Origin of the sequence: Dyadobacter sp. CY326 (assembly GCF_021390515.1) — a bacterium.
In the GTDB taxonomy this organism is placed as follows: Bacteria; Bacteroidota; Bacteroidia; order Cytophagales; family Spirosomataceae; genus Dyadobacter.
The window spans coordinates 21673-47570 of sequence record NZ_JAJUXI010000012.1; the positions used below are offsets into that span (position 1 = coordinate 21673).

At 43.7% G+C, this 25898-nt stretch carries 26 protein-coding genes; 15 read left to right on the forward strand and 11 right to left on the reverse strand.

The window, feature by feature from the left end; genetic code table 11:
* Positions 1-18 precede the first annotated feature (18 nt).
* Positions 19-183 carry a hypothetical protein gene (locus LZG73_RS22025; protein WP_233854573.1) on the reverse strand — a complete coding sequence of 55 codons (165 nt, stop codon included), beginning with the start codon at positions 181-183 and terminating at the stop codon, positions 19-21.
* A gap of 5 nt (positions 184-188) precedes the next feature.
* A complete protein-coding gene (locus LZG73_RS22030) occupies positions 189-623 on the reverse strand; it encodes a DUF6934 family protein (RefSeq protein WP_233854574.1) in 435 nt (144 codons plus the stop codon).
* Between the two features lie 102 nt (positions 624-725).
* On the opposite strand from LZG73_RS22030, the gene corA reads away from it, so the two are divergent.
* Positions 726-1670: a magnesium/cobalt transporter CorA gene (gene corA / locus LZG73_RS22035; protein ID WP_233854575.1), complete on the forward strand. Its 945-nt coding sequence runs from the start codon at positions 726-728 to the stop codon at positions 1668-1670.
* A 3-nt stretch (positions 1671-1673) separates the two neighbouring features.
* On the opposite strand, the gene LZG73_RS22040 is transcribed toward corA, so the two are convergent.
* Complete coding sequence (locus tag LZG73_RS22040) at positions 1674-2501, reverse strand: FkbM family methyltransferase (RefSeq protein ID WP_233854576.1); 828 nt, start codon at positions 2499-2501, stop codon at positions 1674-1676.
* A gap of 94 nt (positions 2502-2595) precedes the next feature.
* Positions 2596-3480 carry a glycosyltransferase family 2 protein gene (locus tag LZG73_RS22045; RefSeq protein ID WP_233854577.1) on the reverse strand — a complete coding sequence of 295 codons (885 nt, stop codon included), beginning with the start codon at positions 3478-3480 and terminating at the stop codon, positions 2596-2598.
* A gap of 206 nt (positions 3481-3686) precedes the next feature.
* On the opposite strand from LZG73_RS22045, the gene LZG73_RS22050 reads away from it, so the two are divergent.
* Positions 3687-4682 (forward strand): ribonucleoside-diphosphate reductase small subunit, encoded by a 996-nt coding sequence (locus LZG73_RS22050; protein WP_233854579.1) that lies wholly within the window; start codon positions 3687-3689, stop codon positions 4680-4682.
* Between the two features lie 50 nt (positions 4683-4732).
* Here the strand turns inward: LZG73_RS22050 and LZG73_RS22055 are convergent, their stop codons facing one another.
* Positions 4733-5188 carry a regulatory protein RecX gene (locus tag LZG73_RS22055; protein ID WP_233854581.1) on the reverse strand — a complete coding sequence of 152 codons (456 nt, stop codon included), beginning with the start codon at positions 5186-5188 and terminating at the stop codon, positions 4733-4735.
* Between the two features lie 120 nt (positions 5189-5308).
* On the opposite strand from LZG73_RS22055, the gene LZG73_RS22060 reads away from it, so the two are divergent.
* Positions 5309-6124 carry a metallophosphoesterase gene (locus tag LZG73_RS22060; RefSeq protein ID WP_233854583.1) on the forward strand — a complete coding sequence of 272 codons (816 nt, stop codon included), beginning with the start codon at positions 5309-5311 and terminating at the stop codon, positions 6122-6124.
* A 173-nt stretch (positions 6125-6297) separates the two neighbouring features.
* A complete protein-coding gene (locus LZG73_RS22065) occupies positions 6298-6537 on the forward strand; it encodes a hypothetical protein (protein ID WP_233854585.1) in 240 nt (79 codons plus the stop codon).
* A gap of 25 nt (positions 6538-6562) precedes the next feature.
* Here LZG73_RS22065 and LZG73_RS22070 read toward each other — a convergent pair whose 3' ends face one another.
* From LZG73_RS22070 to tyrS, 3 genes are all read right to left on the reverse strand, one after another.
* Entirely contained in the window at positions 6563-6832 is a 270-nt protein-coding gene (locus LZG73_RS22070) for a hypothetical protein (protein WP_233854587.1), read from the reverse strand.
* 65 nt (positions 6833-6897) lie between these two features.
* Positions 6898-7107, reverse strand: coding sequence for a hypothetical protein (locus LZG73_RS22075; RefSeq protein WP_233854589.1), 210 nt, complete (start codon positions 7105-7107; stop codon positions 6898-6900).
* A gap of 70 nt (positions 7108-7177) precedes the next feature.
* Positions 7178-8473: a tyrosine--tRNA ligase gene (gene tyrS, locus LZG73_RS22080; protein ID WP_233854918.1), complete on the reverse strand. Its 1296-nt coding sequence runs from the start codon at positions 8471-8473 to the stop codon at positions 7178-7180.
* An 11-nt stretch (positions 8474-8484) separates the two neighbouring features.
* Between tyrS and LZG73_RS22085 the strand changes: the two genes are divergently transcribed.
* On the forward strand, positions 8485-10371 hold the full coding sequence (locus tag LZG73_RS22085; RefSeq protein WP_409014351.1) for a discoidin domain-containing protein: 1887 nt from the start codon (positions 8485-8487) through the stop codon (positions 10369-10371).
* 13 nt (positions 10372-10384) lie between these two features.
* On the opposite strand, the gene LZG73_RS22090 is transcribed toward LZG73_RS22085, so the two are convergent.
* The gene (locus tag LZG73_RS22090) at positions 10385-11650 is read right to left on the reverse strand and encodes an S-adenosylmethionine:tRNA ribosyltransferase-isomerase (RefSeq protein WP_233854591.1); all 1266 of its coding nucleotides are present in this window, start codon (positions 11648-11650) and stop codon (positions 10385-10387) included.
* A gap of 9 nt (positions 11651-11659) precedes the next feature.
* Positions 11660-12172, reverse strand: a complete 513-nt coding sequence (locus tag LZG73_RS22095; RefSeq protein WP_233854593.1) for a hypothetical protein — start codon at positions 12170-12172, stop codon at positions 11660-11662.
* A gap of 172 nt (positions 12173-12344) precedes the next feature.
* On the opposite strand from LZG73_RS22095, the gene LZG73_RS22100 reads away from it, so the two are divergent.
* The 4 genes from LZG73_RS22100 to LZG73_RS22115 all read left to right on the forward strand — a co-directional run bounded on the left by LZG73_RS22100 (position 12345) and on the right by LZG73_RS22115 (position 14762).
* Positions 12345-12587: a hypothetical protein gene (locus LZG73_RS22100; RefSeq protein WP_233854595.1), complete on the forward strand. Its 243-nt coding sequence runs from the start codon at positions 12345-12347 to the stop codon at positions 12585-12587.
* A complete protein-coding gene (locus tag LZG73_RS22105) occupies positions 12580-13008 on the forward strand; it encodes a putative toxin-antitoxin system toxin component, PIN family (protein ID WP_233854597.1) in 429 nt (142 codons plus the stop codon). The genes LZG73_RS22100 and LZG73_RS22105 overlap by 8 nt, the downstream gene beginning before the upstream one ends.
* Before the next feature lie 13 nt (positions 13009-13021).
* A complete protein-coding gene (locus LZG73_RS22110) occupies positions 13022-13582 on the forward strand; it encodes a cob(I)yrinic acid a,c-diamide adenosyltransferase (RefSeq protein ID WP_233854599.1) in 561 nt (186 codons plus the stop codon).
* A 112-nt stretch (positions 13583-13694) separates the two neighbouring features.
* Positions 13695-14762 carry a branched-chain amino acid aminotransferase gene (locus LZG73_RS22115; RefSeq protein WP_233854601.1) on the forward strand — a complete coding sequence of 356 codons (1068 nt, stop codon included), beginning with the start codon at positions 13695-13697 and terminating at the stop codon, positions 14760-14762.
* A gap of 91 nt (positions 14763-14853) precedes the next feature.
* On the opposite strand, the gene LZG73_RS22120 is transcribed toward LZG73_RS22115, so the two are convergent.
* Positions 14854-15738, reverse strand: a complete 885-nt coding sequence (locus LZG73_RS22120; RefSeq protein WP_233854603.1) for an AraC family transcriptional regulator — start codon at positions 15736-15738, stop codon at positions 14854-14856.
* Between the two features lie 323 nt (positions 15739-16061).
* On the opposite strand from LZG73_RS22120, the gene LZG73_RS22125 reads away from it, so the two are divergent.
* The 6 genes from LZG73_RS22125 (at position 16062) to LZG73_RS22150 (ending at position 25739) form a co-directional block, all read left to right on the forward strand.
* The gene (locus LZG73_RS22125) at positions 16062-17891 is read left to right on the forward strand and encodes a sodium:solute symporter family protein (protein ID WP_233854604.1); all 1830 of its coding nucleotides are present in this window, start codon (positions 16062-16064) and stop codon (positions 17889-17891) included.
* 27 nt (positions 17892-17918) lie between these two features.
* Positions 17919-19112 (forward strand): glycosidase, encoded by a 1194-nt coding sequence (locus LZG73_RS22130; protein ID WP_233854605.1) that lies wholly within the window; start codon positions 17919-17921, stop codon positions 19110-19112.
* Positions 19113-19383: 271 nt separating this feature from the next.
* Positions 19384-22569 (forward strand): SusC/RagA family TonB-linked outer membrane protein, encoded by a 3186-nt coding sequence (locus LZG73_RS22135; protein WP_233854606.1) that lies wholly within the window; start codon positions 19384-19386, stop codon positions 22567-22569.
* Positions 22570-22579: 10 nt separating this feature from the next.
* Positions 22580-24154, forward strand: a complete 1575-nt coding sequence (locus LZG73_RS22140) for a SusD/RagB family nutrient-binding outer membrane lipoprotein (protein WP_233854607.1) — start codon at positions 22580-22582, stop codon at positions 24152-24154.
* A gap of 108 nt (positions 24155-24262) precedes the next feature.
* Positions 24263-24778: a phosphoheptose isomerase gene (locus LZG73_RS22145; RefSeq protein ID WP_233854608.1), complete on the forward strand. Its 516-nt coding sequence runs from the start codon at positions 24263-24265 to the stop codon at positions 24776-24778.
* A gap of 73 nt (positions 24779-24851) precedes the next feature.
* A complete protein-coding gene (locus LZG73_RS22150; RefSeq protein ID WP_233854609.1) occupies positions 24852-25739 on the forward strand; it encodes a DUF72 domain-containing protein in 888 nt (295 codons plus the stop codon).
* Positions 25740-25898: the final 159 nt, after the last annotated feature.

A 25898-nucleotide genomic window follows, 5' to 3' on the forward strand; every position in this document is an offset into this window, starting at 1 on the left:
GGAACGTTTGGTAAGTACTTAAAATTTGTCGGTAATGCCAAGGATGCTTAGATCCACGCCAGCAAGGTGCCGTTTGGCCTCTTCAACCTTCCTTACAACAAAAGGTGAATTTCTACTACTCTTCAAGTTTGGGTCAATCGTCGCTTGTGGTACGTAGTCCCATTTTGTTTTTTTTGTTTTCATGTTACTTACTGTTTTGTTATGATAAACGCATCAAACCTACAATTTAATTCAAAAGGGTATGTTTCACCATCTATGATACCATAGATAATCAGCATATCTTCCCAGTGCACCTTTTCCTTCGTTAATATGATTTGATACATTCTGGTACGAGAAGGTGTACTTCCTTTAAAATAAACCCAATTATCTTCATATTTTGTTAAATAATCTAGGAGGATTCGGATAAGTGTTGCAAAAACAATTTCCATATCCTTATTATTAGTAACAACCAGATCATCAATTTCGCCTTCGTCATTCAAATCGCCAAAAGCGAAATTATAAACGTCAGCATAAATTTTAACAAACTCAGCCTTTTTCCGAACAATGCGCTGCTTCGAAATGCTTTCAAACGTAAAGGACAAATAATCTTCCGACGCTCGGAAGGGATAAAAGCTATGTTTCAAAATAGTGTGTGATGAGTATTAAAATCGGACTGCAAGTTAACTTAAATCCACAATTTTGGAAATCCGTTTTTGTGGTTCTCTCTTTTTTCCCAACTTTAAAAAATGGTACGCATATTTTATAAAGAAGGCAGGCTAATTAAGCGCGAGAACGATATTCGTGAGCTCGGCAAGGTGAAAAATCTGATTTGGGTTGATTTGCAGTCGCCGAGCGCTGAGGAAGAGGAATGGGTTGAGAACAAATGCAATATCAGCTTTCAGACGCCACAGGAAATCGTCGAAATTGAGAGCAGTTCGCGGTTTTTTGAACAAAATGATACAATTAATGCCAACTCAAACTTCCTGAAAATTGACCGGGACGGTTATGAAACCTATCCCGTTTCCTTCATTTTATACCAAAATGTGCTCTTCACTTACCGACGTGGGGATTCGAAAACTTTTGCCGATACGGTTAAGAAAATGAAAGTAAGCCCGGAAGGAATCCAGGGTGGAGTTGACTTTATGCTTTTGCTTCTCGAAACCCGCATTGAAGCCGATGCCGATTCGCTCGAAGGCATTTCACGTGACATTTCTTCGATTAGTAAGGACCTGACGCACGAGCAAAAAGCCCGTCAGGAAGTGCTAATCCGAATTAGTGGTTTGCAGGAAATTACGATGATGCTGCGTGAAACGAGCATTGACAAGCAGCGCGTTCTTTCAGGAATTTTAAGAAGTCAGTATTTTCCGGAAGATAGGAAAGAGCATTTGCGGATCATTTTGAAAGACATCAGCTCGCTGCTGGAATACACCACTTTCAATTTCGAACGCCTTGAATATCTGCAAAATACATTCATGGGTTTGATCAACCTCGAACAAAGTCAGGTGATCAAAATCTTCACTGTGGTAACCATCATATTTATGCCGCCGACGCTCATTGCGGGGATTTTTGGCATGAATTACAACCACATCCCAAGCACCGATGAGCCGTGGGGCTTCTGGCTTTCGCTGTTAATGATGTTGGGATCTTCGCTAATTGTGCTTTGGTTTCTTCGGCGAAAACGCTGGATCTGATGCCTACTCGTTCGGGACGGCGTAGAAATTGAAGGTTTTCCACTTGTTCATATCACGCGGGCCTTCGATTTTAATGATTTTCGCATGCTCGTTGAAGTCGGAGAAGTAATGTAGCGTGTAGCCAAATTCAGAAACAATGTGATAAAGTTCTGCCCGTTCTTCTGTGGTTGCTTTCGGGAAGCATTCTGCAACAAGCACAGGTTTAAACTGGCGGATTAAGTCGCTAATCGACCTAATCACTTCCATATCAGCACCTTCCACATCCACTTTTATAAATGAAAGTTTAGAAAGCAATGAAGCATAATTGCTTTTCAGGAATTTTTCGAGGTTAATCCCTTTGATTTTTTCAGGCAATTGAAAAGCGCCCTGATCTTCAACAATTTCATTGGAAATCCCACCATTACCAAAAGACGCCTCGGACGAGCTGTAATAAAATTCGCCGTCTTCCTTTGTTATCGCGTAAGGCAGCGGGATAATGTTGGTTTTATCAACATTAAGTGAGACATTTTTCTCTAAAATCTTGAAAACGTGCGGATTAGGATCAAACCCGATGGTTGTGCCGTTTTTGCCAGTCGCTAGCGCCATTGGGACGGTGGTGTCCCCAATGTTCGTTCCAATGTCAATGCACAGACTGCCTTTTGGAATGAATTTCTTGAAAAAATTGACTTCTTCCTGCGTGATCACCTTTGGGTTTACCAACGGGTTTTTCCAGTTTGCAAATGATATTTCACCTTCCTCGGCCAGCAAAAAAGTGTCCGTTTTATGAGGATATTCCTGAAACTGGCGGCGCGCTTTCTTTCTTGCGAGTGAATTTTTAAAATACTCAAACATGTAACGTAGGAATTTCGTGAGTCTCTGAAATTACAATATTAAGGATTTAAACGCGAAATTTTGTTATGGATTTATAGTCATTTATGCCCTAATTTCACAATAACCGGTAATTTCTGAACTCAAACAGCCGCCGGCCCGTCCGCTTTTCATACCAGTAAAGCAATGCGTCTTTCAGCTTGAATCGCTTCTTGGAAGTGTCCAATTCCACCTTCCAGCTCTGCCGCGCAATGCGTGATTGCATCACGGAAGGATGCGAACCTTCGAAGCGTTTTAATGAATCAAATTCTTCATAATTGAAAAAATCGTCCGATTCCAAAATTTTCTCCCAAGCCTCGCCTTCATTCCAAAAACGGCTCACATTTTTCATCTTGGTTTTCATCTGCGCCGGACTTTTTACCCAGCCATAATGATAAACTGCGGCGCCGGAATGCATGACATTTAATTTTTGATTCCCTCGTCTGAAACCCTGGGCGTCCCGATAAGCGGAAATGGGCTGACCTTGCGGATTCTTTTCATTCCTTATAATGCGGATTTCGCGGCGATACCACTTCCTGCTGTCACCGATGTAATCGTAAGTCCCGTAAAAATGCACGTAATCAAAAAGCAATCCTTCAACCCGCGAATCATTCACGTGTTTTTGACAAGATTCGCGGATAGACTGATGGTATTTTTCATGCACAACCTCGTCACCCTGAATGTAAAACGCCCAATCCGCATCCGGCGAAATTTGTTTTAACGCCTTGTCCGTTTCCACCGCCAGCACCTTCCCGCCCGCGCGTAGCGACATGTCCCATTCCGATTCCACAATTCTGATTTTGTTTGACGGGATAGAGCGAATGAGCGTCAGCGTTTCGTCGTCGCTATGCCCCACACTCACCAACATTTCGTCCACCACAGGCAAAATAGACGTGATTGCCTCCACAATTGGATAGTCGTTAATGACTGCGTTGCGAATGATCGTGAAACCGGAAATCTTCAATTTAAGCGGAATTTAAGGTGATGTGAGCGCGACAAAGTTAGGTTATTCGTCCTAAGAATATTGGCTAAATAAGAATTGAATTTGATCGATTTCTCCTTGAATTTTCAAACCAAAGCGTGTAGATTTGTTTCCTCCAGTCCGGCAAATCTGGCCCGGATACATCAACAAATTATATATCTGTTCCTCGTAAAAAAATTTAAATAATTATGTCACAAGAACTTACCAGACAGGAGCCCCTGTTGATCGAAGATCCTTTGCGGTTTGTGTTATTTCCGATCAAACATTCCGATATCTGGGAAATGTACAAACGTCATGAAGCATCTTTCTGGACGGCTGAGGAGATCGATCTGTCGCAGGATATGAAAGACTGGGAGAACCTGAACGACGGAGAGAGACATTTCATTTCTCACGTGCTTGCATTCTTCGCTGCTTCGGATGGGATTGTGAATGAAAACCTGGCAGTCAATTTTCTTAGCGAAGTGCAATATGCGGAAGCAAAATGCTTCTACGGTTTCCAGATCGCGATGGAGAACATTCACTCCGAAACTTACTCATTGCTGATTGATACATACATTAAAGATCCGTCAGAAAAAGACTATTTGTTAAGAGCGATCGACACGATTCCTTGTGTGCAGAAAAAAGCAGATTGGGCATTGAAATGGATCAACAGTCCGGTGTTTGCAGAAAGGATCATTGCATTCGCAGCCGTGGAAGGAATCTTCTTCTCAGGATCATTCTGCTCCATTTTCTGGCTCAAAAAACGCGGCTTAATGCCTGGACTTTCATTCTCCAACGAATTAATTTCCCGCGATGAAGGGTTGCACTGCGAATTCGCTTGTTTGCTTTATACAAGACACATTGTCAACCAGTTACCGCAAGAACGCGTAATTGAAATTATGATGGATGCGGTTAAAATTGAAAAAGAATTCGTAAGCGAAGCATTGCCTGTTTCCTTAATCGGAATGAATGCGGACCTGATGAACCAATACATTGAATACATCGCCGATTTCTGGCTGGAAAGATTAGGTTGCGAAAAGCAATTCGGCTCTGCTAACCCATTCGATTTCATGGAGTTGATCTCACTTCCTGGAAAAACCAACTTCTTTGAGAAACGTGTTGGGGAATATCAGAAGGCTGGTGTTATGAGTGGTGTGAAGGATAAAGATTCAGGGCATAAGATTTCGTTTGATTCTGACTTCTGATGCGGTCGCGAAGACTTTCCAAGTCTCCAAGACTTGGAAAGTCTAACAGCCTATTCCAAATCCTCAATCGACTTCCAAACCAACTCACTTTCGTAACCCTTCCCCAAGGCAAATCTTGCCAGTTTTTGTTTGAGTTTAAAAGGATCAGTCTCCGTTTTCACAAGCAAGTTTTTCTTTTTTGCCAAAAGCGTTTTCAGCCCTTCAATATAAGCCTTATCCCCAATCTCCCCCATTCCCTTCTCAATACTATATTGACTCAATCCACGGCGATTCAGCTCTTGCCTGATCTTCATCCGGCCCCAGTTTTTAATCCGAAATTTCCCACCAGCATAAGTTTTTGCAAAGCGCTCTTCACTCAAATAATTCATTGAAATCAGCTCTGCAATGAGCTCGTCGGCCTCTTCACCCCACACATTCCACTTTTTCAGGCGCTGCCTCACCTCATCTTGCGTCCTTTCCTGATAAGCACAATATGACGCTGCTTTTTGCAGGATTAAGCGATCCATGAATTGAATTTTATATTAAATATTCTTAACAAGGTGCAAGAATAAAGAAAATATCATTCGCTAATAACTATTTTTGGAATAATATAAGCACCCCAGAACGCCCCAAACCTGAACGATCCAATGACATTTGAACGCCGCTCTTTTTTAAAACTTTTACCCGCGCTGCCAGCCCTTTCATTTATATCCAAACCGGAAGAAATCAATGTGCCGCCCAGGATCTCGATGCGGTTTATCGTAGCTTCGGACGGACATTATGGTCAGCCTGACACCGATTTTAAGCAGTTCCACACGGATCTAATCAGCTGGGTAAATCGCGAGAAAATGCAGAAAGGCGTCGATTTTCTTTTCTTCAATGGCGACCTTATTCACGACGATCCGACATTGTTATACGATTTCAAAAACACGATCAGCAACCTCAGCGTGCCGTTTTATGTAAGTCGCGGCAATCACGATAAAGTAGGCTTGGATGTGTGGCAAAGCACGTGGGGATATCCAACAAACCACAGTTTCGCAAAAGGCGAATATGCATTCATAGTCGGTGACACCTCCAACGAAAAAGGCGAATATGTGTGCCCGGATGCCAAGTGGCTAAAAAGCGAAATCGCCAAACACGGCGACAAAAAAGGCATTTTCGTATTCCTGCACATCACACCCGCCAAATGGACCGTCAACGGGATCGAATGCAAGGAAGTGATTGACCTTTTCGAAAACACCCCCAACATCAAAGCCATCTTCAACGGCCATGACCACGACCAGGACAGCACAAAAATCTACGGAAAAAAGCCCTATTTCTTTGACGGGCACTTCGGTGGCAACTGGGGAACGACTTATAAAGGTTACCGGATTGTGGAGATTTATGAGGATCATACCTGGCAATCATATCAGTATAATCCCACCGCGGCGCCGGTTTTGAATAGTTTTACGGGGAAGAGTTAAAAATTATTTAATTTCGCATCAACACGTTCACCCCCCTTCCCATCAGCACAGGGCGCTTAGGGTGAACTTTTTGCTTTTATAGCGTGCCATTTTTAAAAAGAGCTTTTTGCTGGTTTTCTAAATTGTGGTTAATTCGAGTCAAGTTAATAATTTACATAAACTAGATACACACTATGACATTTAAGCTAATTATCGAGGGGCATAAGGAAAAAGACATTTTTCTTATGAAAGAAATTGCCAATCGCCTTGGACTTATTACTTCAGAAATTACTCAACGACGCCTAACTAAGGATGAATCATTAGCATTGTTAGACAAAGTTGCCGGAAGTTGGGAAGGACCAGAAACAGGAGACGAGTTAAATGCTATGATTTACGGTTCCCGTTTTAGCGGGAATAGGGATGTTGAGCTATGATATATGCTTACTCCAATTAGATTGTCTACCATTTAACCATCGTCTCGCCCAATTTGGTAATCAATGTCACCACGCGCAGCTGATTTGCAATGTGCACGCGCATTTCCGGAGTTACATTGTCTGAATCTTCCGAGAATAAAAAAGTTTCTACCAAAGTGTTTAGCGAGTTGACTATTTCAACGCTGCTATCTCTCTCAAAAAATTCTTTAATTGTTTCATGCTGCTTAAATAGCATTTGAGCCTCTGCTTCCGTAAAAGGCCTTTGTTCATTTTTTAGTTTAGAATTGATAAACATCTTTGACAGTGGTTATAGTTTTTAATAATATGTAGGAAAATCTTACAAAATCTGAATAAAAAATTTTACTTTTTATAGGTCACTGAAATATTCACATCAAACCCATAACGCTCTAAAATGGAGATCATCCGCTTTTGAGATATGCCTTGTTTAAATGTGAAGCTTCGCCAAGCACTTACTAATTCGCCTTTTTTTTCCTCGGGCGGTAAGTTTTTGTAAACATGTTCCAGAAACCAGGCAAATGCCTCTTCAATTGAATTAAACGACTTAGACATTCAAAAGTAAAAATTTTGTAAGAAAATCCTACAAGCCGTTGAAATCTTTTTTTTCCCAACGGCTTAAAATCTAAACAACCCGAACCAAATGATTCTTCTTCCCTTTCGAAATCAACAAAAAACGATTTTGAAGCAAACTAAAATCGCTCAAAACCTGCTCGGCAGAAGTCACTTTTACTTTGTTAACGCTAACCGCATTCTGCTGAATGGCTCTTCTCGCCTCTCCTTTTGAAGCGTAAATTTCGGATTTTGTTGCAGTCGAAATCAAATCCGTAATGTTAGGAGTGTCGCTCCATTCCGAAGTTGTAATCTCGGTTTGCGGCACACCTGCGAAGATCGTATCGAATTCATCAGCTTCGATGCTTTGCAACGTTTCGAGCGTGGCTTTGCCGAAAAGCACTTCCGATGCTTTCAAAACGGTTTGATATGCGCGTTCGGAGTGAATGCGGATTGTTAGTTCGGATGCCAGTGCTTTTTGCATGATGCGCAAGTGCGGCTCGGCGGCATGGCTTGTCTCTAATACTTCGATTTGTTCTTTGTTTTTGAAAGAAAAAACCCGCAAATAACGCGGCAAATCTTCGTCAGACTGATTGAGCCAGAATTGGTAAAATTCGTATGGAGACGTTTTTTCAGCGTCCAGCCAAATGTTTCCGCCTTCGCTCTTGCCGAATTTGGAGCCGTCGGATTTTGTCAACAGTGGCGTCGTTAATGCGTAGGCTTTGAAATATCCTTCTTCGTCCCCTTCCTTGCGGCGGATTATTTCGGTTCCGGTTGTAATGTTGCCCCATTGATCGGACCCGCCCATTTGCAAGCGGATATTCTTGTTTTTATATAAATGATAAAAATCGTAACCCTGCAATAATTGGTAAGAAAATTCTGTAAAAGAAATGCCCGTTTCCAAACGCTTCTTAACCGAATCTTTGGACATCATATAATTGACACTCAGGAACTTACCAGCATCACGCAAGAATTGAAGAAAGCCAATGTCTTTGAACCAATCATAATTATTAACCATTTCGGCCGAATTCTCGCCGCAGTCAAAATCCAGAAATTGTTCAAGCTGTTTGCGGATGCCTTCCTGATTGATACGCAATGTTTCCTCATCCAAAAACGAACGTTCGGAAGCTTTAAAGGACGGATCGCCGATCATTCCGGTCGCGCCGCCAATCAATGCAAAAGGCTTATGGCCAGCACGTTGGAAGTGAACCAAAAGCATGATCGTGGCCAAATTACCAATGTGCAACGATGACGCTGTCGGATCAAAACCGATGTAACCGGCAGTCATCTCTTTTTTCAGTTGTTCATGCGTTCCGGGCATCATATCATGAAGCATTCCGCGCCAGCGCAGTTCTTCAACAAAATCAATCGTCATTATAAATGCTGTTTCTTATTTCAAAATCGAAGCGCAAAGGTAAAGGTTATCAGTTTACCGGGAAAGTGCCTATTTTAGCATCATTGAAAGATTTTCCTGCATTCAAACATCACATACTAATGATCAGAAGCATTTTACAAGCTATTTGCTGCACATTAATCACCACCATTTTCCTGCCATCCTTTGCTCAAACGACTTATTGTAATCCGATGGACATTGATTACAAATACAATTTTGAGCAGCTGAACGAAAAAATCAGTTACCGATCCGGCGCGGATCCGGTGATCATTAACCATAAAGTTTCGGGCAAAGGAAGCGATTATTACATGTTTGTGACGATTCAGGGCGGTTATTGGCATTCCAAAGACATGATCAACTGGAAATATCTGACTGCTAACCGCTGGCCTTTTGAAGATATGTGTGCGCCTGCGGCAGTTTCCGTTCGGGACACGCTTTTTTTGTTCCAATCTACATTTGAATCGCGGCCGATCCTTTATTCTGTTGCGCCTGAAAAGGGCATTTGGGAATTTTACAACCGCTGGACACCGCGCCTGCCGAAGGACATTGGCCCCTGGGACCCGGCGATTTATCATGACCCGGACACCGACAGATGGTTCATGTATTGGGGTTCGTCCAATGTGTATCCGATTTTCGGTGCGGAGCTGGACCATAGCAAAAAGCTGGCTTTCAAGGATCAATACAAGGCAATGTTTTGGCTAAATCAATATGAACACGGCTGGGAACGCTTCGGGCCAAACCATTCAGATCCTTTCAAACCATTTACCGAAGGCGCATGGATGACCAAGCATAATGGCAAGTATTATCTACAATACGGCGCACCGGGCACAGAATACAATGTTTATGCAAATGGCACTTACGTCGGTGACGATCCGCTTGGGCCATTCACTTATGCGCCCTACAATCCGGTTTCCTACAAGCCCGGCGGCTTTGCAACCGGAGCGGGCCACGGGAATACATTTCAGGATAATTATGGCAATTACTGGAACACCGGAACTTCATGGATTGGCTACAACTGGGGAATGGAGAGAAGGATTGTCAGATATGCCGCTGGTTTTGATAAAGACGGCCAGATGTTCGCCAACACCAGATTTGGCGATTTCCCGCACAAAATGACAACAAAGAAATGGGAAGGAAAAGGTGATGAATTATTTACAGGCTGGATGTTGCTTTCGTATAAAAAACCAGTTGTAGCATCGTCCGTCATGGACACAATGTCCGCAGCAAAAATCACAGACGAAAATCCCAGGACGTTCTGGGCGGCCAAACAAAACAAACCTGGTGAAACGCTAACCATTGATCTGGAAAAAGAGCAGGAGATTAAAGCAATTCAGGTAAATTATTCAGATTACAAATCTGACATCTTTGACAATAAACCAGAAGTTGTTTACACGCAATTCAAAATCCTGACTTCCAACGATGGCAAGAAATGGGATGTCGTCAGCGATCTTTCCAAAGAACCCAAACGCGACCGGCCTTGCGCTTACATTGAGTTAACAAAGCCAGTAAAAGCGCGCTACGTTCGCTACGAGCACATTTACGTCGCCTCGCCGGTATTAGCAATCAGTGAGTTTAGGGTTTTCGGAAATGGGTTTGGCAAAGCGCCCGAAACGCCTACAAACTTCAATGCAATTCGCCAGAAAGACACGCGGAATGCGGATTTAAAATGGGAAAAAGTGCCCGGAGTGATTGGTTATAATGTGCTCTGGGGAATAGCGCCAGACAAATTATATCAGACTTACCAATTCTGGAATGATGATCCTAACACATTTGAGTTGCGCGCATTGAATGTTGGCGTGCCTTATTATTTTGCTATTGAAGCGTTTAATGAGAATGGGGTTTCGGGGATGAGTGAGGTTGTTGGGGTGAAGTGACGTCAGGGCAAGCCTAATCCTTCCGCCACAACAACGAAGAATCCCCATAACTCAAAAACCGATAATCATTTTTCAAGGCCTCTGCGTAAATGCGTTTCCAGTCTTGCCCGGTGAAGGCGGCGACTAGTAGGATAAGGGTGGAGCCGGGTTGGTGGTAATTGGTGATAATGGCCTGGCAGAGGCGGAATTTGTAGCCCGGGAAGATGAAGATTTCAGTTTCACCAACAATATGATCGAGGTTTTGGTCTTTCATGAAAATTAAAATTGCTTCCAATGCTTCGCCAGCGGAAGGTAATTCGCTCTCTTCAAAAGGATAAGGATAGAGTTTTTCAATAAAAAATTCCGTCGTTTCCTGGTGAAAAAGCTTTACACCGAACCAATATAAACTTTCCAATGACCTTAATGAAGTGGTTCCAACGGGAATAATCATTCCCAGATTTTCCAGCAAATCATTGATCAATTGCTTTGAAAAAACAACCTGCTCGGAATGCATGCGATGCTCCGTCACCGAAGTGACTTTGATGGGCTGGAATGTTCCGGCACCCACATGGAGCGTCAAAAATGACCTTTTTACACCTTTTGATTCAAGCTTTCCAAAAATATCCTGTGTGAAATGCAGCCCAGCTGTGGGCGCAGCGACCGCTCCGTCGTGATGTGCGTAAACGGTTTGGTAAGTTTCAGAATCACGCGCTTCGGTGTCGCGGTTCAAGTAAGGCGGCAATGGGATCTCGCCAAGTGCTTTTACAATGTCCAAAAACACAAAATCACCGCTCCAATTTAACCGAACCAGATTGCGGTCATAATCTTCGTAGTTAACGCTCAAACTAACCTTTTGACCATTGATTTCGATTTCAGTTATCAGTTGATCCGCCAGTTTCCAGCGTTTTTTGTTGCCAATCATGCATTCCCAAACGCAGGAATGTTTGACCAACATGGCGTCATTAATAACACGCGTCGGAAGCTCCGGATGTAGTAATAGAATTTCTATGACTGCCCCAGTTTCTTTTTTAAAATAAGCCCTTGCTGGAATTACTTTGGTATCATTAAAAACTAGAAGCGTTTTTGAAGGCAGGTTTTCAGGCAGAGCCGTGAAGCGCTTATGTGTAATCTCGCCGGCCTTGTAAATCATCAGCTTCGACTGATCACGCTTTTCCAGCGGATATTTTGCAATTCTCTCCTCGGGCAGATCGTAAACATAATTTTCCAACCGGATTGCTTCTGCGGCTTTTAGCCAATTGTTTGCAAGATTTATCTCACCTGCTGCTTCTCCTTCTTTCATCCCTCAGCCTCAAATTTTATCCTCAGGAGCAGGCGTCCACAGCAGTCGCAACGGCAAAAGGAAAACGATAACGATCAGTCCAATGCCGAGATAAAATAGCCAAGAAAAATCGAAGACATCAAGCTTGTATTGCTGGCTGTTGATTGTCGCCAGCGCAAAAAGACTCAGCCCGATAATGGTGTTGATTACGGCGACAAGACAGTAGAGCCAATTAGTAAGATGCTCATTCAATGCATCCCGGTGTTGTGCCCAGACCTTTTTGTTCAGAATGGGCAGGTGAACAGGGTCAACCTTGGGAATGTGACGAGCAAGGCCTGTTATCAGCACATTATTCAGAATAAATAGCCCCATAACAATGTAAAAGATATGCTCTTTTTCAACATATCGCTCGGCTAAGCCCGTTTCAGAGAAATCAACGGCAACCGTCTGAGGAAAAAGCGAATAAGTCCATACAAGCGCTCCAATGACCAAAATCAAAGACATCCAGCGCCATACTTTTATAACAAATGTTGTAACTTTCATGAATTAGTAACCTCCAAAAGGTTTTATCGCCATAGTAAATTTGGCTGCAAAATTAGCTTCGGGAGTTTCTAAAACCTAATTGAGAAGGTTAATGATTTGGGTTTTGCAAAGAGGGCAGCCTTGCTCCCTACGAAACCGAAATCTTAATATATTTGAAATAAAATGATTACCTATGAAAACGACACACCATACAACTGGGCTTAATGCTATCCAGATCGGCCTGCTGAGAATGTTCGATCGCCAGATTCCAGACGAAGATGTCCTCGAAATTAAAAGGATCATCGTCAAGCATCTTGGCAAAAAGCTGTTTGAGGAAGTGGATAAAGTCGTGCAGGAAAAAGGAATTTCTGCTTCGGATTATGAGGAGCTTGAATCGAAAGATTTAAGATCCGACCTGGGCCATGCACATGAGTAAGCTTAGCGTAGTGGTTGATACAAATGTTTTGATCAAGACCATTAATCGAGCAAATTTCGAATTCTTCATTTACCAATCGTTTGAAGTAGAAGCTTTTGAGTGGATCGTCAGCACAAGTGTTTTAGATGAATATGAAGAGAAACTAACCGAGTTCTATTCTCAAAAAACTGCCCAACTGGTTCTCGAAATCATTTGCACCGCTAGTAACGTTACCTTCGCGGAGCCTCATTTTCGATGGAATTTAATTGAAGTTGATCCTGACGATAATAAGTTTTCCGACCTGGCAATATCCTCTAATGCCACTTGTCTAGTTACATTCGACAAACATTTTGAAATCTTCAAAAACATTGACTTTCCAAGATTGTCGATTTTAAATCCAAAACAATTTTACACACTGCTCTCGAAAGAGGAAGTCAAATAAAAAATTTAATCAAATGAAAATATACACCAAAACAGGTGACAAAGGAACCACTTCCCTTATTGGCGGGACGCGGTTGAGCAAGGCGCATGTGCGGATTGATGCTTATGGGACTGTCGATGAGTTGAATAGTTACATTGGCATGCTGCGCGATCAGCTTGTGAATGCGCATCGGCGGGACTTTTTGAAGGAGATTCAGGACCGGCTTTTTACGATTGGGTCGCATTTGGCTTCTGAGTCGGATCAGGTGAAGCGGATTTTGCCGGACTTGCTGGATGAGGATGTAATGTTGCTTGAAAAAGAAATGGATGTGATTGATTCGCAGATTCCGCCGTTAAGGGCATTTGTTCTGCCGGGTGGACATCAGTCGGTTTCTTTTGGGCACATTGCACGCACAGTTTGCCGTCGTGCCGAGCGGGCGGTGATCCATTTGCAGCAAGGTGAGGAAGTGGAGGAAATTGTCATTCGTTATCTCAATCGCCTTTCGGATTATTTGTTTATGCTCTGCCGCGCCATGACTTACGAGCTGGAAATTGAGGAAGTTACGTGGAAACCGAGGGTTACTCCGAAAATTTAATTGTTATACTAAATATCTGTTGATTATTGATTTATTTTTTTAAATTGCGGGACTTAAGAAAGAATCAAAACTTACTTAAAAAACGATATCCGCAATTTAAATTTTAGGCATCATGACAGCCGACACGTTGCAAATAGAGGTTCAGCAAACGACAAAATCACGTTTGCAAGAGGTTGATTTCAACAATCTCGTTTTTGGCCGGAACATCTCCGACCACATGTTTATCGCCGAATATCGCGAAGGCCAATGGCAGGACCTGCGCATTGTCCCTTATGGCGACCTTTCGCTAAGCCCTGCGACCGCTGCGCTGCATTACGGTCAGGCTATTTTTGAAGGCATGAAAGCCTATAAAAGCGAAGATGGAGAAGTGCTTCTTTTCCGCGCGATTGATAACTGGAAACGACTGAATAAATCTGCGGAACGCCTTTGCATGCCAACGATTCCCGAAGAAATTTTTATGAGCGGACTTACCGAATTGCTTCGTCAGGATGCTGATTGGGTGCCTTCACAAGAGGGGTGTTCGCTTTACATTCGTCCTTATATGTTCGCTACTGATCCATATATCGGCGTAAAACCATCTGATTCTTATTATTTTATCATATTTACAAGCCCGGTTGGTACTTATTATGCAAAACCGCCGCGTGTAAAAGTTGAAACGCATTTCATCCGCGCTGCGGAAGGCGGTGTGGGCGCAACCAAATGTGCTGGCAATTATGCCGGTTCGCTTTACCCAGCTAAACTTGCGCAACAAGAAGGTTATGATCAACTAATCTGGACCGATGCCCGTGAGCATGCTTACATTGAAGAATCCGGAACAATGAACATTATGTTCATTTTGGATGGCAAACTGGTGACGCCTTTTGTTTCGGAAACCACATTGGACGGCATCACGCGCAAAAGCATTGTTGCCATTGCACAACATTGGGGCATTCCAGTCGAAGAACGCAGGGTAAGCGTGAAAGAAATTATCGATGGCTTGAAAGACGGAAGTCTTGAGGCGGCATTTGGCGCTGGAACGGCTGTTGTTATTTCTCCTTTTGCATCCATTGCTTATGAAGGCGTGGATTATCCACTTCCCGAAATCAAAGAAGATTCCTTCGTAAATAAAGTAAAACATTACTTAACTGACTTGCGCACAGGCAAAGAGGAAGACACATTTGGCTGGATGCTGAAAGTATAGTTTATGAGTTTTTAGAGTTCAAAGGTTAGGAGTTCAAAGTATTTTAGACTCTAAACTTTGAACTCTAAACTTTTTACTGGAAGTCATAAACTCAAATAAAAGTCCTCTTCCCGGAATAATTATCCCTGAATTCTTTTGGCGTGCAGCCGTTTTTATTCTTGAAAATCCGGTTGAAATACGACAAGTTATTAAACCCGCATTTGTAGGCGATTTCCGAAATTGTGTTCGTCGTGTTAATGAGCGATCGGGATGCGTGGCCTAATCTTATCTCATTCAAGCTTTCAATGAACGTCTTTCCAGTCCGTTTTTTGATAAACCGGCTGAACGACACTTCCGACATTCCTGCGAGTTTCGAAACGCCTTCCAGATTGATTTCCTTGTCATAATTATCACGCAAATGGGCGAACACTTTTTCTATGCGGCGACTGTTATAATTGACATTCTCACCATTAAAAGTGCTGTTGGACAACGTCCGCATATTCCTCGAAACCGATAAATCGTGCAAAATCGACATTAGTTCGAGGATGGAATCAAAGCCACTTTTTTCCACTAAGGCCGTAAGCCGCGGCGTGATGCGTTCGATGGTTTCCTTTGAGAACGAAATGCCTTTGGCGGATTTTTCCAGCAAGGAACGAACAAAGAATAACTGATTGCGTTTCAGGAATTTATCATCAAAAAGATCTCGATGAAACTGCACGGTTATTTCATGAACTTCTGGTGATCCTTCCTCCCATTTATAGGAATTGTTGAGCCATCCATGCGGCAAATTATTGCCAACAAGCACCAACTCCGCATCGTCAATGACCTCCGTGTGGTCGCCCACAATCCTTTTGACCCCTTTACCCGACAACACAAGATTCAGTTCAAACTCATCATGAAAATGCAGTGGAAAATCAAAAACGGTTTTTTTTCTGGCAAAAATAGTGAAGCAATCGTACTGAGTCAGGGGGGTTATTTCACGGTAAATTTCACTCATATGTCTGTTCGGCTTGTTTAGTGTTAAATATAATCATTTAATGTTTAAAATGTATTATACCAAAATAACACAATTGACTTTAAATTTACATTTTGCACTACTAAAAAGTTACTATCCGGCGCTTTTGAACGTTTGCAACATAATTTCCGTAAAATGGAAGCCACTGGTTAGCAAGAAAAATTCTAATCATTGATAAAATTGTACTATACATTACGCCTGAATGGTCCATATGTTTGTGAACAAAGCGACTGGCGCGTGTTGGAATCCATCCATTGTATTTTAAATTCACAAATTAAGATTACCATGGATGCCTGATCGTTTGCATGAAGATAAAACTTGTCGATTTCCTTGTCATTGCCGCTTACCTGGTGCTTGTCACTGTTATCGGGATCATCACTAAAAAACAAGCCCAGCAAAGCAAAAATAATTACATGCTCGGCGGGAGATCAATGCCGTTTTGGATGCTTGGTGTGTCCAATGCCTCGGGAATGTTTGACATTTCCGGGACGGTCTGGATGGTTTCGATCATGTTTATTTATGGGGTGAAAAGCATTTGGCTGCCCTGGCTCTGGCCCGTTTTCAACCAGATTTTCCTGATGGTCTATTTATCGATCTGGTTGCGACGATCCAATGTTTCGACGGGCGCAGAATGGATGCTGACACGTTTCGGAAACAACAAAGATTCGTCTCCGTCGCATAAGATTATCATTGCTTTTGCCTTGCTAAGCTGCCTCAGTTTTATGGCTTACGGGTTTATCGGTCTGGGCAAATTCATTGAAATATTTATCCCCTGGAAATATGTCCAGCCACATGTGCCCATCAAGATTCCGCAGGCTTATGCTGCGCATGTTTATGGCGTCATTTTTACATTGTTTACGGTTTTTTATTCCTTACTGGGCGGTATGAAAAGCATTGTTTGGGCTGATTTGATCCATTATGCCATCATGGTCTTTGTGTCGGTCGTGATTGCATTCATTGCCATGCAGGCTTTGCAAAATGCAGGTTCGCTTCCCGTTCCGGTGGGTTGGGACAACCTGTTTTTTGGCAAAGAACTGGGCCTGGACTGGAGCACGCACATTCCCGAAGTGAACAAAAAGATTGAGGCGCAGGGATTTGCCCCATTCGGATATTTTTTCGCATTAATGACCGCGAAAGGAATTCTGGCAAGTCTGGCCGGGCCTCCGCCAAGTTACGATATGCAAAAAATACTTTCAGCCAAAACGCCGCGCGAAGCTGCCATGATGAGCATGATCGTCAATGTTGTGCTGCTGCCCACACGTTATCTGCTGATCATTGGCGTCACCATCCTGGGATTGCTTTTTTATAAAGAGCTGAACATTTCCATTGTGGATAAAAAAGACTTTGAAAGAATCCTTCCGGCGGTCTTGAATGCATATGTGCCCCCCGGTTTGCTCGGGTTGGTTTTAGTTGGGTTAATGGGCGCTTTCATGGGAACATTTGCGGGCACTTTCAATGCGGCTCAGGCATATCTTGTCAATGATGTTTACATAAAATCCTTCAACCCGAATGCCAGCAACAAGCAAATTTCACGCATGAATTATTTGCTTGGACTCGCCGTCATGACCATCAGCATACTGCTCGGCTTCCTGACAAAAGACGTGAACAGCATTCTGCAGTGGATTGTTTCGGCACTATTTGGCGGTTACATCGCTTCCAATGTGCTGAAATGGCATTGGTGGCGCTTCAATAGCAGCGGCTTTTTTTGGGGAATGCTGGCCGGCATTATCTGCGCATTGATTGCGCCTTACATTTTTACCGGAACGGTCCCCCTTTTCTATTTTCCAGTTATCCTGCTCATTTCTACGGTCGGGGCCGTTGCAGGTTCCTTGCTCACTCCGCCGACTGATCTCGGCACATTAAAGACTTTTTACAAAAACGTAAGGCCATGGGGTTTTTGGGGTCCCGTGCTCGCTGCTGTTCAATCAGAAGATCCGTTGTTTGTGCCAAATCGTAATTTTCGATGGGATATGTTCAACGTTCTGATCGGCATCACGGCACAAACTTCGATCACTGCGCTGCCTGTATTTCTAATATTGCTCATGCCTATGCAGACGACAATTGCAGCTGTTATTCTCGCCATCTGCGTCGCAATTCTTTGGAAAACCTGGTATAAAAAACTGCCTTTGGACTGACATTTGAATCAAAATTGCTTGGCAAATATGAATGTTTTTGAAAAGCGTTTGACACAGATCAAATCTGAGCAAGAGAAGCTTATTTCTCGTTCTAATGTCATGTTGGAAACTGGAAATGGCATTTACGAGCGTTACGAATTCCCCGTGCTCACGGCGGCGCATGCGCCTATTTTTTGGGAATATGACCTAAACCCTGACACAAATCCATTTCTTATGAAGCGGTTTGGGATCAATGCAACTTTCAATGCGGGCGCTATTAAGTTAAATGGCAAATATCTTGTCGTCGCTCGTGTGGAAAGCGTTGATAGAAAGTCGTTTTTTGCGGTCGCCGAAAGTCCGAACGGAATTGATCATTTTAGATTCTGGGACCGGCCTGTGCACCTTCCTGAAACGCATGAACCTGACGGCAACATTTATGATATGCGCCTGACGCAGCATGAAGACGGCTGGATTTACGGACTTTTTTGCACGGAACGCAAAGATCCAAATGCAAAACTGGGTGATGAATCGGCTGCCATTGCACAATGCGGCATCGCCCGAACGCACGATTTGAAGCATTGGGAACGCCTTCCTGATCTCAAAACCAAATCAAGACAGCAAAGAAATGTTGTGCTTCATCCCGAGTTTGTAGCAGGCAAATATGCGTTTTATACACGTCCCCAGGATGGCTTTATCGAAGCAGGAACAGGCGGCGGCATTGCATTCGGACTGGCAAATCGCATGGAAGAAGCGATTATTGACATTGAAACAATCGTGGATCGCAGACATTACCACACCATATCCGAATCGAAAAATGGTCAGGGACCGGCTCCGTTGAAAACCAAAGCAGGATGGCTGCACCTCGCTCATGGCGTAAGACACACAGCTGCCGGACTTCGTTATGTGCTTTATATGTTCCTTACGAATCTCGAAAATCCGGCAAAAGTGACCCACAAACCGGCTGGTTATTTTTTGGCACCGCAAGGCGATGAACGTGTCGGCGACGTGTCTAATGTGGTCTTTTGTAATGGCTGGATTCTGGACGACAACGGCGACGTTTACATTTATTACGCCTCTTCCGACGCAAGGCTGCATGTGGCAACATCTTCTATCGACAGACTTTTGGATTACGTTTTAAATACGCCGGGAGACGATTTCAGTGCCGCTGAAACGCGCAAAAAACTTGATGCGCTCATTACTAGAAATCAGCAATATCTTAAAGCACTGTCTTCGATGATTTAACAAACATTGGCAGCGTATATGGTTGCACGGCATATTTGTACGTAAAAAATGGCTCCCAAAAACGCATTTTTGCGTTTACGTACACATGCGTTGACTTACAGCAAGTTAGCTTTAAATTATTTCTTGCTAATTTATTCAGCCGCGTCAAAAATGTGTTATTTTTAGATAAAAAATCACTATACGAATGTGCTTGTGACAGTGGTATATTTGGACCGTGTACTTTACAATCCCTATTTGTTGACAATTAAACTTACTACCCAAAGAAAAGCGTATGAAAAAAAATGTACTTAACATTGTGTTGGTACTTCTTTCCTTGCTTACTCTGACGAGTTATGCGCAGGAAATGACTGTATCCGGGAAAGTGAATGATGCCTCTGGTGGAGAGATCGCCGGTGTGAACGTTGTAGTGAAGGGCACAACCCGAGGAACTACAACCAATGATAAAGGGGAATATTCCATATCTGTTGAGAAAGGCAAGACGTTGACATTCAGCTACATTGGTTATGTATCCAAAGAGGTTGTGGTAAACGCGAGCTCCCTGGACGTTACCCTGGCTGCCGAAGCCACTGCATTGAATGAAGTGGTCGTTACCGCACTAGGCATCAGCCGCGACAAGCGCGCATTGGCCTATTCTATTACCGAAGTGAATGGCAACAACCTTACGTCCGCGCGAGAGGCAAACCTTGGTAACGCGCTTGCCGGGCGTGTTGCGGGTGTGAATGTAAGCAAGATCGCGACGGGCCCCGCGGGTTCGTCAAGGGTGATTATCCGTGGAAATAAGTCGTTGCAGGGCAATAATCAGCCGTTGTATGTAATTGACGGGATTCCAATGGACAACAGCAACTTCGGTCAGGCTGGCCTTTGGGGCGGTTCTGATGAAGGCGACGGACTTTCGAGTATCAACCCGGATGACATTGAATCAATCAGTGTTTTGAAAGGTGCGAATGCTGCTGCGCTTTACGGCTCGCGTGCTGCGAATGGCGTTATCAACGTAATCACAAAACGCGGGAATAAGCGGAAAGGCGTCGGCATTGAATTTGGGTCAAATTATGTTTTTGAGAAATTAAATGACCTTTCTGATTTGCAAAAAACCTACGGAACGGGTTCTTATGTGGAGCGTGTTGCGACAAAACCTGCTAACCAGAACCAAGCTTACGAATGGGGTGACGATTCATGGGGGCCAAAATTCGACAACAGCCAGGTGATCGGATTTGACGGAAAAATGCGGCCTTATGCCCATGCAGGGGATAATTTTTCAAGATATCTTAAAACAGGTCACGCATTTACCAATAACCTTGCATTCTCAGGCGGAAACGAAAATCAGAATTTCCGCGCTTCGGTTACCAATTTGAAAAGCACTTCTATCATTCCAAATTCTGGTTTTGACAGACTTAACCTTTCATTATCAACCGTTTCCAAATTCGGGAAAAAATTAACATTGGACGCGAAAGTGCTTTACTCAGAAGAAAAAGCAAAAAACCGTCCGAATGTGTCCGACTCCCCAGGAAATGCCATTCAAGCGATTTGGCGGATTCCGGGCGATCAGAATGTTCTGGATTATTATGGCGATCCCAACAAACCGGGCGCAATTCCGGAAGGAACGGATGCTGCCAGTCTTAGTCTTTGGGGCAAAAAAGTGGGTGAGGAATTCCAGCAGGCAAATAACAACTGGGGCCAAAATCCTTACTGGACAGCTTATCAATTCATTAAATCAGACCAGAAAAACAGGATCATCACTTCGGGCCAGCTAAGATATCAGTTCACTGACTGGTTATTCGTTCAAGGCCGTGTGGGAATGGACAAATATTCCCGCCGCGCAGAAGGCTTGACACCGGAAGGAACTGGTTATCAACGTGGTGGAGCCAGAAATTTGGGCAACTGGGATGTGCAGGAGGTCAATGCTGAATATACGATTGGGGTGACCAAAGAATTCGGCAAATTCGGAATTACTGCATTTGGAGGCGGTAACCGGATGCGCAGAAAATATGAATACACCAACATGTACGGCAACGGATTCAATGTCGCTTTCTTCCCGGCAATGAACAACCTGAAAGGCAAAACCTGGGATTACACACCAGAAGAATCTGGCATTAACTCCCTGCTTGGTTCGGCCGAAATTTCTTACAACAGCTTCTTATTCCTGACTGCCACTGCCAGAAACGACTGGTTCTCCGTATTAAACCCTGAAACAAACAGCATTCTTTACCCATCTATCGGAAGCAGCTTTGTGTTTTCAGATGCGATCAAAGGATTGCCATCATGGGTTTCTTATGGTAAAATCCGCGCATCCTGGGCACAGGTTGGCAACGTAACCATCGGGCCATATGCGACTAACTTGACTTACTCATTGAACGGAAATCCGCATCTGGGTTATCCAATGGCATCTTTCTCGTCCGCAATGGGCAATGGAGGAAACATTCCTAACTCAATGTTGAAACCACTTACGGTTACAGAAACTGAATTCGGGATTGATTTCCGTTTGTTCAATAACAAAATCGGCGTTGACTTCACTTATTATGATCAGCAAACAACGGACGATATTTTGAATGCGACGATTTCAAGAGCGTCGGGCTTTGGAAGCACGTCGGTTAACCTTGGCAAGCTGCAAAACAGGGGAATTGAGTTGTTATTGACGGTTACGCCGCTTAAATCCAGCAGCGTAACCTGGGACGTAACATTGAATTTGGCCAAAAACTCTAACAAAGTGAAGTCGCTGATTGATGGTGTGAATGAACTGGTTATGGACGAGCCGCGGACACGAAATTCATATGTGAAGAACATCGTTGGACAGCCTTTTGGTATGATCACAGGACGTGTTCAAAAACTGTCGCCAGATGGACAGCCGGTGTTTTACAGCGACGGTCGCCCGGTTGGTTCGGCAGGATATGAGGTGATTGGAAATGGCATTGCTAAGTTGACGGGAGGTTTGACCAACGCATTCAATTACAAAGGATTTGACCTTTCATTCCTTGTTGACTTCAAAGTAGGCGGCGACATTCTTTCCGGAACAAACATGCGACTTGATCAATGGGGCGTAAGCAAGCGTTCGCTGCAAGGTCGTGAAGGTGAAGCTCCGCTAACCGTGAGCGGCGTTACGCAGGAAGGAACTGAATACAAGCCATTTAACAAAACACTTACGCCTCAGGAAGCTTACAACTATTGGGGATCTGTGGGCGGCGAATCAGACGCTGTGACGACAATGTATTTGTATGACGCTTCATTTGTCAAATTGAGACAGCTTACACTGGGTTATTCTTTCCCGAAAAAACTGTTGGAAAAGACTCCATTACAGAACCTTACGCTTTCATTCGTTGGTCGTAACCTCGCTATTCTGTTCAAGAATATCGATAATGTTGATCCTGAGTCAACTTACTCCAACGGAAACTCCCAAGGTTTTGACTATTTCGGATTTCCATCAACGCGCAGCTACGGTTTCAATTTGAGAGCAACATTTTAATTATTGAAAAATGAAAAATTTGAAAAAATATATAAAATACGGACTCGCAATAATTTTGGTCACGGGTTGCGACACAAAGCAATTGCACGATCTGAACGTTAACCCGCAAGCGCTGAATGAGGTCGACTTAAATTTCATCTTCACCTCCACCGAGCTGGCCATTGCGTCCAATGGAACAACTGGTGATAACCGTTACATTGACTGGCGAACAAACATTGGAATGTTCGCCTATGCGATTCAGCATCTTGCTAATTCAGGAGGTGGAATTGCGCCGGGCGACAAGTATACAAGCAATGCAGAAACCAATGCAGCGCCGTTTGAATTCACTTATAACGACCAGTTAAAGAACGTTGCGGAAATTCTAAAACAGTCGGGTCCAGGCGGTTTTGCAGAAGGAAAATATCTGAACATGCGTCAGGCAGCCAGGATTATCCGCGCTTTCAGCTTTGCCAGACTTACAGATTTTTATGGCAACATTCCTTATACAGAAGCCAATAAGGGCATTGAAGGCATATTTTTTCCAAAATATGATACGCAGGATGTTGTATATGCTGACTTATTAAAAGAGCTTGATGAAGCCACAACCGCATTAAGCGCTTCCAACCCGGACGAAGGCTTCAAAGCTGCGGATTTTATTTACGACGGCGATATTGCGAAATGGAAAAAGTGGGGCTATTCGTTAATGCTTCGCCTTGCCATGCGCATTTCGAATGTTGATGCGGCAAAAGCAGCGACATATGTTACAAAAGCGGCAGCGGGTGGTGTTTTCGCAAGCAATGCAGACAATGTTTGGATTAAAATGTCCGACGGACCTAATGAATGGACCAATCAAAATGGTATTTCAAGAGCATTCGATCCGGGTGACGGAGGGCAGCCAACTTACCTGAGCGCAACGCTGGTTAACTGGTTAAAAGGCGCAAACCAAACCAGTGCAGCGGACGATGATCCTCGTTTAATGATCATCAGCGGCGGCATTGACGGAACCATTGTTGATCCATTGAAACAAAAAGGAATGCCAAATGGCTATGATCAGCCAATGCTTGACAAGCTGGAAGGCAAGCAAGTGGACGTAGCCAAAACGTATTCCAGGATTAACACAAAAATGCTTCAAGATTCTGATCCTTATCAAATTATGAATTACGGTGAGGTTGAATTTTTACTCGCTGAGGCAATTGAACGCAAAATCGGCTCGGGAATCGCGGGAACAGCAAAGTCGCATTATGAGGCTGGCGTTAAGGCTTCTATGCAAATGTACACGCCATTTGATGCCACATTGACGGTTGCGGACGCGGCAGTTGCAAAATATCTGACGACCTATCCTTATGGCGTTACAAAGCCAGCTTTGGAAATGATCGGAGAACAGTTATGGGCAAACAAATTCTTTAACTGGTGGGAAGCATGGTCGGACTGGAGAAGAACAGGATATCCTAAGTTGACACCGACCAATTATCCGGGCAATGTAACGGGCGGCACAATTCCGGTGAGATTGCGCTATCCAACCAATGAAGTGGCAGGAAATCCAAACTATCAAACCGGCGCAACGTTGCCTGACGACTTTACGACCAAAGTTTGGTGGGACAAATAGTATAAATTAGTAGATATAATTCAAAAGGTGTCCTGAATATTTTGGGGCATCTTTTTGTTTTTTATCCTAATTTTGAAACCATCACTGATTTTACCAACATCACGATTTATGATACAATCTTTCACCGCGACAGCCGATAAGGATGTTGTTTTTGCAAAAGTTCAGCAGTTTATCGACGAGCAGGGTTTTACCGTTGTGAGCAAAGATCACTCGCGGCCGTGGGGTGGCTTTTTTGTTTTGGAAGAAACGGAGGCACCGAAATTCATTTCTACATTTTTCCCGCACCTTTCTCTTGAAGATTTTGCCGGTTATGAAAAATTGAGCCCGAAAATACTGGTTGTAGCGCCCAATAAGCGCCTTTCGTGGCAATATCACCACCGCCGCGCTGAAATATGGAAAGTGATCGGTGGAAATGCAGGAATTGTGATCAGCGATACGGACGAAGAAACACCATTGCGCCAGCTTCCGATCGGGACTGTGGTTGATTTGAAAAAAGGCGAGCGCCATCGTTTGGTGGGGGTTGATGAGTGGGGCTTTGTGGCTGAAATCTGGCAACATACTGATCCTGAAAATCCGTCTGACGAAGATGACATTGTTCGCGTGCAGGATGATTTTGGAAGATAAACCATTTGAGATTTTCCCGTTAATTAAACTAACGGAAGTTTAATATTAATCATTTATAGACAGACGTTCGACCATGAAATTCGGGAAAGTTGACAATCCAGATAGCATTGATTTTACGTTGCCGGAAGATGCGCCAGCGAACAAAAAATTGCTGAATGACGCAAAAAAAGGCAAACCGAATATTTACATTGGTTGTGCAAAGTGGAATAAGGCCGATTTGAAAACTTTTTATCCAAAAGGGACAAAGGACGAGCTCGGTTACTATGCAACGCAATTCAACAGCATTGAGCTGAATGCAACATTTTACAATAATTTCCCGGTCGAGACGATTGAAAGCTGGTATAACAAGACGCCCGCTGAGTTCCGGTTTTTTCCAAAATTGCATCAGGGAATAAGTCATTGGAAACGGTTGAAGGAAGCGAAAGAAACGACGGACATTTATCTGGACGGCATCGCCCATTTACAGGAAAAGCTGGGCATGTTATTTCTGCAAATGCCCGACAATTTTGGCCCAAAAAACTGGGATGCGTTGAAAGCTTACCTGGAAGAATGGCCGTCCGGCTTCCCGCTTGCGCTCGAATTGCGGCACACAGGTTGGTATGACGGCTCATTCAACAGCGAAGAATTGTATGCTGTTTTGGAGAAAAATAACATTACGCATATCGTTACTGACTCGGCAGGACGCCGCGATTTGCTCCACATGCGGCTCACAACTCCGACTGCATTCATCCGCTATAATGGCGCCAATGTGGATTCGGATTACACAAGGCTGGATGATTGGTTTGAACGATTGAAGTTGTGGGTGGAAGAAGGGATTGAGAATATCTACTTTTTCGTGCACCAGAATCATGAGGAAGCCTCACCGCTTTTGTCCGCACATTTGATTCAGAAATTCAATGATGAACTGGGAACGGAACTGAAAGTGCCAGCTCATCCGACCCCGCTGCTAGCGAAGAAATAGCGACGCTGGGGCGAACGTTATCTAGGAGCTGGGTCGAACATAACTTAGAAGCTGGGGCGAACGTATACGTTCGTCCCCTTTATTATTAGGCCTCTGGCCGCTGTCAGAAGTTTCGGCGGCCGGAGGCCTTAAAATAATCGGCACGAATGTGGACATTCG

Bases quoted from the DNA above. Each gene is read 5' to 3' on its own strand.
- LZG73_RS22130 (WP_233854605.1), top strand. From the start codon at position 17,919: ATGAATGTTTTTGAAAAGCGTTTGACACAGATCAAATCTGAGCAAGAG.
- LZG73_RS22060 (WP_233854583.1), top strand. From the start codon at position 5,309: ATGACATTTGAACGCCGCTCTTTTTTAAAACTTTTACCCGCGCTGCCA.
- LZG73_RS22065 (WP_233854585.1), top strand. From the start codon at position 6,298: ATGACATTTAAGCTAATTATCGAGGGGCATAAGGAAAAAGACATTTTT.
- LZG73_RS22115 (WP_233854601.1), top strand. From the start codon at position 13,695: ATGACAGCCGACACGTTGCAAATAGAGGTTCAGCAAACGACAAAATCA.
- LZG73_RS22090 (WP_233854591.1), bottom strand. From the start codon at position 11,650: ATGAAAGAAGGAGAAGCAGCAGGTGAGATAAATCTTGCAAACAATTGG.
- LZG73_RS22025 (WP_233854573.1), bottom strand. From the start codon at position 183: ATGAAAACAAAAAAAACAAAATGGGACTACGTACCACAAGCGACGATT.
- LZG73_RS22110 (WP_233854599.1), top strand. From the start codon at position 13,022: ATGAAAATATACACCAAAACAGGTGACAAAGGAACCACTTCCCTTATT.
- LZG73_RS22070 (WP_233854587.1), bottom strand. From the start codon at position 6,832: ATGTTTATCAATTCTAAACTAAAAAATGAACAAAGGCCTTTTACGGAA.
- LZG73_RS22040 (WP_233854576.1), bottom strand. From the start codon at position 2,501: ATGTTTGAGTATTTTAAAAATTCACTCGCAAGAAAGAAAGCGCGCCGC.
- LZG73_RS22125 (WP_233854604.1), top strand. From the start codon at position 16,062: ATGAAGATAAAACTTGTCGATTTCCTTGTCATTGCCGCTTACCTGGTG.
- LZG73_RS22140 (WP_233854607.1), top strand. From the start codon at position 22,580: ATGAAAAATTTGAAAAAATATATAAAATACGGACTCGCAATAATTTTG.
- LZG73_RS22150 (WP_233854609.1), top strand. From the start codon at position 24,852: ATGAAATTCGGGAAAGTTGACAATCCAGATAGCATTGATTTTACGTTG.
- LZG73_RS22135 (WP_233854606.1), top strand. From the start codon at position 19,384: ATGAAAAAAAATGTACTTAACATTGTGTTGGTACTTCTTTCCTTGCTT.
- LZG73_RS22050 (WP_233854579.1), top strand. From the start codon at position 3,687: ATGTCACAAGAACTTACCAGACAGGAGCCCCTGTTGATCGAAGATCCT.
- LZG73_RS22145 (WP_233854608.1), top strand. From the start codon at position 24,263: ATGATACAATCTTTCACCGCGACAGCCGATAAGGATGTTGTTTTTGCA.
- LZG73_RS22095 (WP_233854593.1), bottom strand. From the start codon at position 12,172: ATGAAAGTTACAACATTTGTTATAAAAGTATGGCGCTGGATGTCTTTG.
- LZG73_RS22075 (WP_233854589.1), bottom strand. From the start codon at position 7,107: ATGTCTAAGTCGTTTAATTCAATTGAAGAGGCATTTGCCTGGTTTCTG.
- LZG73_RS22085 (WP_409014351.1), top strand. From the start codon at position 8,485: ATGCTGTTTCTTATTTCAAAATCGAAGCGCAAAGGTAAAGGTTATCAG.
- LZG73_RS22100 (WP_233854595.1), top strand. From the start codon at position 12,345: ATGAAAACGACACACCATACAACTGGGCTTAATGCTATCCAGATCGGC.
- corA (WP_233854575.1), top strand. From the start codon at position 726: ATGGTACGCATATTTTATAAAGAAGGCAGGCTAATTAAGCGCGAGAAC.
- LZG73_RS22055 (WP_233854581.1), bottom strand. From the start codon at position 5,188: ATGGATCGCTTAATCCTGCAAAAAGCAGCGTCATATTGTGCTTATCAG.
- LZG73_RS22105 (WP_233854597.1), top strand. From the start codon at position 12,580: ATGAGTAAGCTTAGCGTAGTGGTTGATACAAATGTTTTGATCAAGACC.
- LZG73_RS22120 (WP_233854603.1), bottom strand. From the start codon at position 15,738: ATGAGTGAAATTTACCGTGAAATAACCCCCCTGACTCAGTACGATTGC.